The organism is Kribbella yunnanensis (genome assembly GCF_039529655.1).
In the GTDB taxonomy this organism is placed as follows: domain Bacteria; phylum Actinomycetota; class Actinomycetes; order Propionibacteriales; family Kribbellaceae; genus Kribbella; species Kribbella yunnanensis.
Window position 1 is genome coordinate 45,814 of record NZ_BAAANF010000017.1, and the last position, 11,629, is coordinate 57,442.

Genomic DNA, 11,629 nt, shown 5'->3' on the forward strand with positions numbered 1-11,629 from the left:
GACATAGCAATGCCCCGGGTGGCATGCAGAGCAGAGGCGTACCCGGGGCTTACTCATGCATCGTAGCACGTCGTGTGCTGCCCAGATGAGATCGGAGGTGTTCGGGTGACCGTTGAGATTGACTGGATGTGGCACGCCTTGTCGCAGGCCAGGCTCAGGCCGTATGTGGAGAAGGCCAGCGGTGATCTGACCGCCGCCGCCGAGCTCTACTGGTGGAACGTCGACATCTCGGCTGCCTTCTACGCGCCTCTTCAATGCTTCGAAGTGGCGCTCCGCAATGCAGTGCACTCACAGCTGGTTCTGAGCTATGGCAGGGTTGACTGGTGGGCGATCGCTCCATTGCAGGAGGTAAGTCAGCGGCTCGTCGGGGCGGCCTGCCGGCAAGCTGCGAGTGCTCCTCGCGAGGGTACGGCCGACGATGTCGTGACCGAGTTGACGCTCGGTTTCTGGGTTGCTCTCCTCAGTCGACGCTACGACCGCACGCTGTGGGTTCCACACCTACATGAGGCATTTCCGCACTACCGTGGACCGAGGCGCAGGCTGCACGAGGAGCTGGAGACCATCCGGCTCTTTCGCAATCGGATCATGCATCACGAACCAATCCACTATCGCCATCTCGAGGCAGACCACCGGACGATTCTCCGGGTCCTGCGTTACGTCTCGCCCGAGATGGCGTCGCACCCGGCTGTTACCACCGCGGTGGAGGTAGTGCTCCAGCGTCGGCCTCCAGTGCTGGAAGGGTGCTGATGGATGAGCCTGGAGATCGGCTGACGCCGATCGAGATCGCGGATCGTGTCGGCGTGCGGCTGAGCGCCGTCTCCAACTGGCGGAGCCGGCACGCCGATTTCCCGCAGCCGCTCGAGGCGTCAGGCCAGGAACGGTACGACCTCGCGAGCATGATCTCCTGGTTGCGAGGGCGGCAGATCCCAAGGAACCGGCTCCGCCCGAACGAAGCACCTGGTACGACGTACGGTGACCGGCTTGAGCGCGTGCCGACTGCGACAGTCATCGATTCAGCTGACCAGGCCGCACCTGTCCAGATGATGACCTGGCAGCAGGGCCTCTGGGCGGCGATGGACAGTCTGCGTGGCGCGCATGACGCCGCGGCATCGCGTGAGTTGCTTCTAGCCTTCGTCTACGTCAGGGCCTGCCATCCGGAGTTGTGGTCGCTGTTCGTGCAATTGAGACCGGGTGAAAACCTGGAAACAGCCGTCGGCCGGCTCGGGGTGGCTCTCGGCGATGACCGGATCTTTCTCGAGGCGATCAACGCTCTGAGGATCACCGCGGACCGCGCCGTGCTGGAGGCCATCGACAGCATCAGCAAGGTCGACCTCGGTCATGAGTTTGGTCCGACGTCGCCTGCCGCAGAACTGGCGGATGCGGTCCTCGCAGACCTGGAGCGAGGGATGGGCAGGGCCGGTGGGCAGTTCACTCCTGCAGGCGTTGCCGATTGTCTGGCCGGGCTCCTCGCGCCACGGCCTGATGACACCGTTCTTGATCCGTTCTGTGTCTCGGGAGAGCTGCTCCTGGCGTTCGGTGCCACACGCCGCTACGGCCAGCCTCCGAACGATCGGGCGATGGCGATCAGCACCATGAATCTTGCGCTGCACGGCGCGGATGCGGAGCTCAGCCGACCGGCCCTTGCACTGGATCTTGATCAATTCTCGAGTCACCGCTTCGATCGGATCATCAGCAACCCCCCGTTCAATCTTCGCTGGCAGGATCCAGATCCAGCATCCTGGCGGTACGGCGATCCGCCATCGAGCAACGCAAACTTTGCCTGGCTGCAGTACATGCTCAGCAAGCTGAATCCTGGAGGCAGAGCTGCGGCTGTCGTGGCCCCGGCCGCAGCGTTCAGCCAGAACAGCAGAGAGTCGGCCATTCGCCGAAACATGATCGAGGCGGGCGTCATCGAGTGCGTCATCTCGTTGCCTGCGCAGCTGTTCAGATTCACTGCTATCGCGTCAATGATCTGGATTCTCAGACCGGAGGACCCATCGGAACAGAGCCGAGAAACCCTGGTTATCGACGGTAGCGAGCTAGGTGAGCCGGACGGGCCCGCGAGGCGCCGATTGTCTCCGAGTGACGTCGAGCAGATCGTCAACGAGTACCGGTCATGGCGTGAGGACTGCACTGAGTTCGAGAGCACACGTGGATTCTCAAGGGTCATTGACATCGACGGGTTTCGCGAGAACGACTTCACGCTCGTTCCTGCGCGGTACGTCGTACCAGCACAGGACAAGGTGCGTGCCGCACCGTCGGCAGCCGACCTTGCTGCTGCGCGAGCTGAGTATCAGCTGGCCACGAGCGCGGTCGGACGAGCAGACGCGGCAGTCAACACCATGCTGGCCGCTTTCGGGCCGGATCAACCGAACAGCGACCGACAGATGCTTTCCCTCGGAGCTGTCAGCGAGATCGTTGCGGGGCCAGGAAAGGCAACGAAGGACGGCAGTGAACCGGACGGCGTCCCGCTGGTCTTGCCCAGGCATGTCAGCAATGGCCGGATCAGCATCGACAGTCTGAGCATGGTCTCTCCGAAGACGGCCGGCCGCATGAACCGGTACAGGTTGGCGCCAGGCGATGTAGTCAGCATTCGCGTGGGCACCCTCGGACGTTATGGGCGAATCGTGGACGAGCAGACCGGGTGGCTGCTCGGGCCAGGCTGCGTGAGGTTCCGGCCAGGCCCAGGAGTCGATCCTGACTTCCTCATCTGTTACCTGTCCGGACCGTCTGCGTTGCGATGGGTCAACGCCAACGCCTCGGGTTCCGCCGTCCAGCATCTCAGCGCGGCGACGCTTGGCAGAATGCCGATCTGGTTGCCGCCACTCAACGTCCAACGACAAATCTCCCGCACTTTGGCTGTGGTCAGTGGAGCTGTATCAGCTCACGAACAAGCGAAGGTGGCGGCCGGCAATCTGCAAGATCTCCTGAACGAGATGCTTCTCCCTAGATGATGCCTCGGCTGGCACCCGCGCCTCCGCTCATCGGCAATCCATTGTCCGCATGACCGCAGCCGTGGTCGGCCGCACCCCGACGGCCGTCCGAACCTCAGTCACCTGGCCGACGATCCCAGTGCTTCCATTCACCGGCAATCCATTTAACGGACTGAGCTAGACATTGATCGGGGTTTGAACGTCAATGCGCTTTCGCGCAGCTTTCCGGGTGTTGTCGCGGTCTTTGGCGGCTTTTACAGTGATCGCCGGGTGATCGACTGACGACGTGAGGTAGTCAGCGTCACCTGGCTACCCTTGGGGAGGGTATTTTCATGAAAGGTATCCGCCGTCGCCTGGCTGCCGCCGCCGCGGTTCTCGCGACACTCACTATCGGCCTGACCGGATCACCGGCCGGGGCCGCACCGCCCACCGCAACACCGGCACCGGCTGTCGTCGACAACGGTGACGTCTACACCGTCCAGCAGTTGCCCAACGGTCAGACCAGGATCGGTCTGCACCAGCACGCGGGGAACGCCGAGGCCTTGCGGAACTCCTTGCGCGCACAGGGCAAGAACGTTCTGGCGGCCGGTCAGGCGCCGCCTGGCCAACGCATGGGCCTGCTGGCCTGTGAGTCGTACGGAACCGCTGTCCAGTGGTGTGATCACGCTTGGAGCTATGGGGGGTTCAACGATCCGCAGGTCTACTTCCTGGACCACACACCGGCCGGGTTCCCGGTCACCGACGCGGTGAACGACTGGTACCAGGCAGTCGGCATCGACGCCTACTACCGCTGGTACACCGCGGGCTGCCCGGGAGGCGGCCGGCACTGTGTCCACGTCCGGACCTACAGTCCGGGACCGGACGAGTTCGGTGTCACGTACTGGAACGCGAACGCGCCTGAGGGACCGGTCGACGTCTACCTCGCCAGCCACATGGCCGGCACCAACCAGGCACGCAAGTCGACCTGCCACGAGCTCGGTCACGCACTCGGTCTCGGGCACAACTCCTCGACGAACTCCTGCATGAAGCAGGGCAGGATTGCTGCGGGCTGGTCGCTGCGGCCGTCCAGCCAGGACTTCGAGGTGCTGAAGCGGATCTACCCGCGGCCGGGTACGTAACCCGTTCGATGATGTGAAGGCGGCGCCGGTCCCCAACGGGATCGGCGCCGCTGGTCTGTTCAGCGCAGGTCGTTCGACAGGGCTTCGGCGGCCTGCGTGAGCAGCGGGACAGCCCGATCGACCAGGGCTTCGGTCATCCGGGGTGCGGGGCCGGAGACCGAGATGGCCAGGGGAGTGGGCGCATCCGGTACGGCGACAGCCACGCAGCGGACCCCGAGTTCTTGTTCGCCTTCGTCTGTCGCATAGCCGGATTGAGCGGCCTGATGGAGTTGGCTGGCGAACGCATCCGGAGTGCTGATGGTGTTCTCGGTGTGCTGCGGCATCCCGGTCCGGGCGAGCAGTTCGCGGACTGCACCTTCGGGGTACTGGGCGAGGATCGCTTTGCCGACGGCGGTGCAATGCGGGAGGACGCGGCGGCCGACCTCGGTGAACATCCGCATCGAGTGCCGCGACGGGACCTGGGCGAGATAGACGATCTGGTCGCCGTCGAGCATCGCCATGTTGGCCGACTCGCCGAGCTCGTCGACCAGGCGGGCGAGATGCGGCCGGGCGAACACACTGAGCATGTGCGACGAACTCTCGCCGAGGCGGATCAGCTTGGGACCGAGGACGTACTGCCGCGAGGGCTCTTGACGCACATAACCGAGGTCGACGAGGGTGCGAACCAGGCGGTGGATCGTCGGCAGCGGCAGGCCGGAGGCCGTGGCCAGCTGGGACAGCCCCATCATCCCGCCGGCGTCGGCCATCGTCTCGAGCAGGCCGAACGCGCGCTCGATCGACTGCACACTGCCGGTCCGCGGCTTGCTGGTCTCAGTCATCGGTCACCCTTTCATTATCCGCAGAGTAGATATTAGTCTCCGCAATACGGAAAACGAAGGAGGCGAGCTCATGGGGCTGGAAGAGCTTGGTGCCGAGCTGGACCGGCGGCTGGGAGCGGCCGACGCGGCCCTCGCGGCCGACTATCCGGGGGATCGCGGTGTGCGGCAACCGGTGCACACGGTCTACATCCCCGCCGACCGGTACGACGATCGCACGGTCGCCGACTGGGGTTCGCAGGCGCGCGCAGCCCTTGCCGGCCACGACCTGACCGCCGTACTGGGGATCTCTGCCGAGGTCCACGATCGGATGGTGGCGAAGCTCGAGCGGGAGCCGATCGAGGACCTGCGGATCGACTTCGAGGACGGGTACGGCGATCGTCCGGATCCGGAGGAGGATGCGGCGGCCGTGGCGGCGGCGCGGGTCGCGCGACAGACGCCGTACTACGGACTGCGGGTGAAGTCGCTGGAGGCGCCGACTCGGCGGCGGTCGATCCGGACGCTGGATCTGTTCGTCCGGGAAGGCGGTGTCGGCGACGGGTTCGTGGTCACGCTGCCGAAGGTGACGTCGGTCGAGCAGGTCTCGGCGTTCGTGTACGTGCTGGAGACGCTGGAAGACACGTATCGCGTGCCGGAGTTGAAGTTCGAGATCCAGGTCGAGACTCCACAGGCGATTCTCGGTGCCGATGGGACTGCGCTGATCGCTCGGATGCTCAAGGCTGGTGGGCGTCGCGTCACCGGGCTGCATTACGGGACCTACGACTACAGCGCCTCGCTCGGCGTCGCTGCGGCGTACCAGAGCATGGAGCATCCGGTCGCCGATCACGCCAAGGACGTCATGCAGCTGGCCGCGGCCGGGACCGGAGTGTTCGTGTCGGACGGTTCGACCAACGTGCTGCCGGTCGGCGAGGCGACCCACGAGGCCTGGCAGCTGCACTTCCGGCTGGTACGGCGTTCGCTTGCCCGCGGCATCTATCAGGGCTGGGACATGCATCCCGCTCAGCTGCCGACCCGCTTCGCGGCGACGTATCTGTTCTATCGCGAGGGCTTCTCGCAGGCCGCGCTGAGGTTGCGCGCCTACCTCGGCCAGGGCGAGTCCGGGTATCTCGATGAGCCGGCAACCGCAGTCGCGCTCGCCGGTTTCGTCCTGCGCGGCCTCGATTGCGGTGCGATCGACGAGGCAGAGATCGATCAGCACATCGGCGTCGAGATGGCGGCACTCGCCAAACTGGCGCGCCGACCTTAGCCTCGCGGTATGCGATTGGTTGCCGAGTTCACCACTGAGCCGTTCGATGTCGAGGGTCCGCCGCCTGCGCACGTGACCGAAGCGCTGCGGGCTGCGGAGGAAGCCGGGCTGGACTGCGACTTCGGCCCGCTGGGCACGCTGGTTCGCGGCGAGCAGCAGGATGTGCTCGCCGCGCTCCCGCACGTGCTCGAGGCGGCCTTCGGTGGAGGTGCGAGCCAGGTGACGCTTCAGGTACGACGCGATGCCTGAGCATCCGCTGGTGGTGGCGATCGCCCCGCTGATCGAGCGACTGAACGCGGAACTCGTCGCGCCTGACGAGGCTCAGGACGACGACATTCCCCTGCTGTGGAAGGGGAAACCGGTGGTCGCTGTTCGGCTGACGCCCAAGCCGGCGGACGGCGTACAGGGTTTGCTGGCCGAGGTCGCCGAAGAGCTTGGCGGTCCGCTCAATGAGTTGTCGCGTACTGACAAGCAGCAGGCCGTGTTGTTGCTGGAGGCCCGGGGTGCGTTCGAGTACCGGAAATCGGCCGAGATCGTGGCCGAGGCGCTCGGCGTCACCCGCTTCACCGTCTACAACTATCTGAACCGCGCTCGGTAAAATTCAACAAACTGTTGACGGTAGGTCGGGTGAGATGTCAGGCTCTGGCCATGGATCTGGTGGAGTTCAACGCCTCGCCCGTCGATCGGCTGCGGCCGGAGCTGGCGAGCTGCTGTGACGTCCCACGCTGGATCGAGGGCATCCTGGACAAACGCCCGTACGCCGATCACGCCGCGCTGACCGCGGTCGCCGATCAGCTGGCGCGGGAGTTCGACGACAACGAGGTCGATCGTGCTCTCCAGGCGCACCCGCGGATCGGCGACCGGCCGCAGGGTGCAGGGACCGAGGCCGAGTGGTCCCGCAAAGAGCAGTCCGGCGTCGGTGACGACCCTGCTGTCCGCTCGGAGCTTGCCGAGGGCAACCGTGCTTACGAGGACCGATTCGGGCGGGTGTTCCTGATCTGCGCGACCGGGTTGTCCGCCGTGCAGATGCTGAACAGCCTGCAGGATCGCCTCACGCACGATGATGTGACCGAGGCGGCTGTTGTCCATGAGGAGTTGCGCAAGATCGCGCTGCTCCGGCTAGCCAAGTTGGTGATCGCATGAGCAGCTTGTCGACACACGTTCTGGACACCGCGCTCGGGCGGCCGGCGGTCGGCGTACCGGTCCGGCTTTATCAGGGGACCGTGCTCCTGGCGACCGCTACCACGGACGACGACGGCCGGATCGCCGAGTTGGCGCCGACGCTGGCGCACGGGACGTACCGGCTCTGGTTCGACGTGGCGGCGTACGACGAACACGGCTTCTTTCCGGAGGTCTCCGTGACCTTCACGGTCGTCGATGAGCGGCACTACCACGTCCCGTTGCTGCTCAGCCCGTTCGCGTTTTCCACCTACCGAGGGAGCTGACCGCAATGGCGATCCGCCTGGGAGCCAATCAGTACGGCAAAGCCGAGAGTCGCGTGGTGCGCATCTACCGCGACACACCCCGCCACCAGATCCGCGATCTGAACGTCTCCACGGCACTCCGTGGCAACTTCGCCGATGCACACACCACCGGTGATCAGAGCGACGTACTGCCGACCGACACGCAGAAGAACACCGCCTTCGCCTTCGCCAAGGAGAAGGGGATCGGTGCGATCGAGGACTACGCGCTGACGCTCGGCGCCCACTTCCTGGACGCGTCACCGGCCGCGGAGGGTGCACGGATCTCGGTCGAGGAATATGCGTGGGAACGGATCTCGGTGGACGGCGCCGAGCATGACCATGCGTTCGTGCGCGGCGGGAGCGGCGTACGGAACACGATCGTCAACGTCGAGGGTCGTAGTGCGGATCGTCGCGCCTATGTGGTCTCCGGGATCAGCGATCTGGTCGTGCTGAAGTCGACCGGGTCGGAGTTCCATGGGTTCCTGAAGGACAAGTACACGACGCTGCCGGAGACGAACGACCGCATCCTGGCGACCTCGCTGGTAGCCCGCTGGCGCTACGACCACACTGAGGTCGACTGGGACAAGTCGTACGACGCGATCAAGCAGTTGCTGCTCTCGCGGTTCGCGACGATCCACAGTCTCGCCTTGCAGCAAACCCTTTACGGCATGGGCGAAGCGGTGCTCGCCGACCATCCGGAGGTCGCGGAGATCAAGTTCTCCGCACCGAACAAACACCACTTCCTGGTCGACCTCAGTCCGTTCGAGGTCGAGAACCCCGGTGAGGTCTTCATCGCCGCCGACCGCCCGTACGGGCTGATCGAGGCGACGGTCGTCCGGGACGAAGCGAGCGACGCCGGGAGCGCGTGGCACGCCGTACCAGGCTTCTGCTGATGTTGGTCATCGAGGGCGCCTACGTGGCGACCCTCGATCCGGCCCGGCGCGAGTTCGTCGGGCACGTGGTTGTCGACGGCAACAAGATCGTTGCCGTCAGCCCCGGAGCGGCGCCTGGGTACGACGATGCTCAGGTCATCGACGGATCGGGGTGCCTGGTCACACCGGGCTTCGTCAACACCCACCAGCACCTGTACCAGTGGGTGACTCGCGGCCTCGCCGTCGATGACACCCTGTTCGGCTGGCTGCAAACGCTCTACCCAGTGTGGTCACGCATCACCGAAGAGTCCGTGTACGTCGCCGCGCAGGCCGCCCTAGCGCAGTTGGCCCTGACTGGTTGCACCACCGCCGCCGACCACCACTACGTCTTCCCCCACGGCGCCGGCGATCTCCTCGCCGCCGAAATCACCGCTGCAGCCGAGGTCGGTCTACGATTCCACCCGACCCGCGGCTCGATGGATCGCGGCCAGAAGGACGGCGGCCTACCCCCGGACTCGGTCGTCGAGGACCGCGACGACATCCTGGCCGCGACCTCGTCTGCGATCGACCGCTGGCACGACCCCTCCTTCGACTCGATGCTACGCATCGCCGTCGCCCCGTGCTCCCCGTTCAGCGTGAGCGGCGAGCTGATGCGTGAGTCCGCCGTACTGGCCCGCAGCAAAGGCGTCCGCCTCCACACCCACCTCGCCGAAACCACCGACGAGACCGCCTGGTGCCTGGAAACCCACGGCTGCACGCCCCTCGAGTACGCGGCCGACCTAGGCTGGACGGGTTCCGATGTCTGGTTCGCCCACGGCATCCACTTCGACGACGCCGAAATCAAAGCCTTGGGCACCACCCGAACCGGCATCGCCCACTGCCCCAGCTCCAACGCCCGCCTAGGCGCCGGCATAGCCCGCACCGCCGACCTCCGCGCCGCCGGCGCCCCAGTAGGCCTAGGCGTAGACGGCGCCGCCAGCAACGAAGCAGGCAGCCTAGTAGAAGAACTCCGCAACGCACTCCTACTAGCCCGAGCCCGCAACGGCCCCCAGTCCCTAACAGTCCGAGACACCCTGGAAATGGCCACCCTAGGCGGAGCCCACCTCCTAGGCCGCTCCGACGAGATCGGTTCCCTAGAACCCGGCAAACTAGCCGACCTAGCCCTCTGGAACCTCAACACCCTCCAACACGCCGGCATCCCCGACCCGATCGCAGCCCTGGTCCTCTCCACACCCCCACCCCTAGCCCTCTTACTGGTCAACGGCCGCCCCGTAGTCGAGCAAGACACCGTCCTCACCCTCGACCAGCACACCCTTGCCCACCAGGTAGCAACAACCCAGGCCGCCCTCGCCTGACTCAACTGACAGGCCCGGTGGCCTGTATGGCTTCTGTGCGCGTACCTGTATGTCGCGCTTCTAGCCTCCTTTCACACCCAAGAGCGGAGACGCATCCGCGGCGGTCCGAAGGTTTTCCGAAGGTCTCGCTGCGAGTCTCTCCACTCCACCGCCCGTGAAAGGACCACGATGATTATTCGGCGAGTATGTACGGCGCTCGCAGCGCTCGCCCTCCCGGCCGCCTTGCTGGTCACGGCGACTCCCGCTGCGCACGCGATCGCGGGACGTTGCCCGGACTGGACGCATTCTGTCGGCGCCGGGCCGAAGTCGATTTCGAACGGGTCGCACTGGCTCGGGAACGTCGACGTCCGATACAGCTATCAACAAACCATCTGGTGTGTCGAGGTGAACACCGGCTGGTCCGACAGCAAGGTGAACGTGAAGTACAACGCTTCGTCGACCTGGGGTCCGGACACCGTAGGCGACGGTCCGATCCATGTCTGGCTCAACTCCAACGGCGGGAAATGCGTGGATGCCTTCGGCTCGATCCAGGGGTCGGCGGTCACCATCCAGCGCTGCCGGGTCTGAGGAGATCATCCATGCGACAACGACTGATCGTCAGTGTGCTGCTGGCAGTGACCGCGGCTGTCGGAAGTCCGTCGGTGGCAGGAGCGTCTGATCCTCCTGTCGGCCAGGACCAGCAGCCACGTCAGGTAGGGCCGAGTGCGGACGAGCTGGACCGTCAGGAGCAGATGTTCTCGGTCTTCGATCCCTTCTATCGCAAGATCTCGAAGCACCCGGACGGAGACGGGTTCGCGCAGGCACAGGTGTCGGAAGGTGTTCGGTCACTCATCCTGTACTGGCGCGGCACCATTCCGAAGCAGGTCAGAGAATTCGCGGCCAACAGTGTGTTCCCGGTGGAGCTCAAGCCGGCCAAGTACTCCGAGGCAGACCTCGGCCGACTGGCACGTTCGATCAAGACTCGCTGGAACCCACACTGGGGGAGCTACGCGGGCCTCAGTCCCGAGATCGGCCTGAGCTCGTTCGCCGTCGATTGGACGCCGAAGGCCGGTGTGGATCCGAAGGGCGTTGCGCGGGTTCTCCGGCAGTCGGTTCCCGGCCTCGGGGACTCGGTACGGCTGCACGCCGCGCCGGCGCTCGAGCGTACCGCCGACGACTGGAGATGGAACGACAGCAGCCCGTGGAACTCCGGTGGCGGTCTCGCCCTCGGCGATGGTGGGCCGGACAAGACGACGTGCACGCTCGGACCGGCGCTCCGGGTGAACGGGGCTGAGCGGTTCCTGACCGCCGGACACTGCGGTGCGCACGACTGGGTGGACGGAACCGGCGTGGCCATCGGGTCGACGACGTTCGTCTCCAGCCTGCACGACTACCAATTCGTCGCTGCCAACGCGAGCGGGAAGGTTTTCGTCGGCGCCTGGAACAACTACGACGGGCCTACCCGCAACATCGAGTACCTCGGTGGGAACGCCATCGGCAGCTGGGTATGCAACGAGGGCGCCAACAGTGGAGAGCATTGTTCACTGCAGGTGTACTCATCGACGGTGGACACCAACGGTTGGACCCTGTGGAAGGCATCGAACCCGTTCAGCCAGTCTCAGGTGGTCAACGTCGGCGGCGACAGCGGCGCTCCCATCATCTCCAAGGGAGAGGTCGAGGCAACGGCGCGTGGCCTCAACCTGGGTTACACCCCGAGCCGGGGGGAGTCCTGCGCCGGGGTGCCGATGCGCAGAAGCGTCAGTAAGTGTGGCTCTGATGTGGTGTACCTGTCGTTGAGCCAGATCATCAATCATCACCCCGGGGCGACACTGATCGAGTACTGAGGCC

General features: G+C 65.4%; 13 protein-coding genes. 12 read left to right on the forward strand and 1 reads right to left on the reverse strand.

The window, feature by feature from the left end; genetic code table 11:
- Nucleotides 1-105 precede the first annotated feature (105 nt).
- The 3 genes from ABD231_RS23750 (at nucleotide 106) to ABD231_RS23760 (ending at nucleotide 4,051) form a co-directional block, all read left to right on the forward strand.
- A complete protein-coding gene (locus tag ABD231_RS23750; protein ID WP_344155976.1) occupies nucleotides 106-747 on the forward strand; it encodes a hypothetical protein in 642 nt (213 codons plus the stop codon).
- 53 nt (nucleotides 748-800) lie between these two features.
- Nucleotides 801-2,954, forward strand: coding sequence for an N-6 DNA methylase (locus tag ABD231_RS23755; protein ID WP_344155978.1), 2,154 nt, complete (start codon nucleotides 801-803; stop codon nucleotides 2,952-2,954).
- 311 nt (nucleotides 2,955-3,265) lie between these two features.
- Nucleotides 3,266-4,051: a zinc metalloprotease gene (locus ABD231_RS23760; RefSeq protein ID WP_344155981.1), complete on the forward strand. Its 786-nt coding sequence runs from the start codon at nucleotides 3,266-3,268 to the stop codon at nucleotides 4,049-4,051.
- A gap of 59 nt (nucleotides 4,052-4,110) precedes the next feature.
- On the opposite strand, the gene ABD231_RS23765 is transcribed toward ABD231_RS23760, so the two are convergent.
- Nucleotides 4,111-4,869, reverse strand: coding sequence for an IclR family transcriptional regulator (locus ABD231_RS23765; protein ID WP_344155984.1), 759 nt, complete (start codon nucleotides 4,867-4,869; stop codon nucleotides 4,111-4,113).
- A gap of 70 nt (nucleotides 4,870-4,939) precedes the next feature.
- Here ABD231_RS23765 and ABD231_RS23770 point away from each other — a divergent pair, with 70 nt between their 5' ends.
- The 9 genes from ABD231_RS23770 (at nucleotide 4,940) to ABD231_RS23810 (ending at nucleotide 11,625) form a co-directional block, all read left to right on the forward strand.
- Nucleotides 4,940-6,112, forward strand: a complete 1,173-nt coding sequence (locus ABD231_RS23770; RefSeq protein ID WP_344155987.1) for a DUF6986 family protein — start codon at nucleotides 4,940-4,942, stop codon at nucleotides 6,110-6,112.
- A 9-nt stretch (nucleotides 6,113-6,121) separates the two neighbouring features.
- Complete coding sequence (locus tag ABD231_RS23775; RefSeq protein WP_344155990.1) at nucleotides 6,122-6,361, forward strand: thiamine-binding protein; 240 nt, start codon at nucleotides 6,122-6,124, stop codon at nucleotides 6,359-6,361.
- Nucleotides 6,354-6,710, forward strand: a complete 357-nt coding sequence (locus tag ABD231_RS23780; protein ID WP_344155993.1) for a helix-turn-helix domain-containing protein — start codon at nucleotides 6,354-6,356, stop codon at nucleotides 6,708-6,710. The genes ABD231_RS23775 and ABD231_RS23780 overlap by 8 nt, the downstream gene beginning before the upstream one ends.
- 50 nt (nucleotides 6,711-6,760) lie before the next feature.
- Nucleotides 6,761-7,255 carry a 2-oxo-4-hydroxy-4-carboxy-5-ureidoimidazoline decarboxylase gene (uraD, locus tag ABD231_RS23785; protein ID WP_344155996.1) on the forward strand — a complete coding sequence of 165 codons (495 nt, stop codon included), beginning with the start codon at nucleotides 6,761-6,763 and terminating at the stop codon, nucleotides 7,253-7,255.
- The gene (gene uraH, locus ABD231_RS23790; RefSeq protein WP_344155999.1) at nucleotides 7,252-7,557 is read left to right on the forward strand and encodes a hydroxyisourate hydrolase; all 306 of its coding nucleotides are present in this window, start codon (nucleotides 7,252-7,254) and stop codon (nucleotides 7,555-7,557) included. Before uraD ends, uraH begins: the two co-directional genes overlap by 4 nt.
- A 5-nt stretch (nucleotides 7,558-7,562) precedes the next feature.
- Nucleotides 7,563-8,468: a factor-independent urate hydroxylase gene (gene pucL / locus ABD231_RS23795; protein ID WP_344156002.1), complete on the forward strand. Its 906-nt coding sequence runs from the start codon at nucleotides 7,563-7,565 to the stop codon at nucleotides 8,466-8,468.
- Nucleotides 8,468-9,802 carry an 8-oxoguanine deaminase gene (locus ABD231_RS23800; protein ID WP_344156005.1) on the forward strand — a complete coding sequence of 445 codons (1,335 nt, stop codon included), beginning with the start codon at nucleotides 8,468-8,470 and terminating at the stop codon, nucleotides 9,800-9,802. Before pucL ends, ABD231_RS23800 begins: the two co-directional genes overlap by 1 nt.
- A gap of 168 nt (nucleotides 9,803-9,970) precedes the next feature.
- On the forward strand, nucleotides 9,971-10,369 hold the full coding sequence (locus tag ABD231_RS23805) for a hypothetical protein (protein WP_344156007.1): 399 nt from the start codon (nucleotides 9,971-9,973) through the stop codon (nucleotides 10,367-10,369).
- Nucleotides 10,370-10,380: 11 nt separating this feature from the next.
- A complete protein-coding gene (locus ABD231_RS23810; RefSeq protein WP_344156010.1) occupies nucleotides 10,381-11,625 on the forward strand; it encodes a chymotrypsin family serine protease in 1,245 nt (414 codons plus the stop codon).
- Nucleotides 11,626-11,629: the final 4 nt, after the last annotated feature.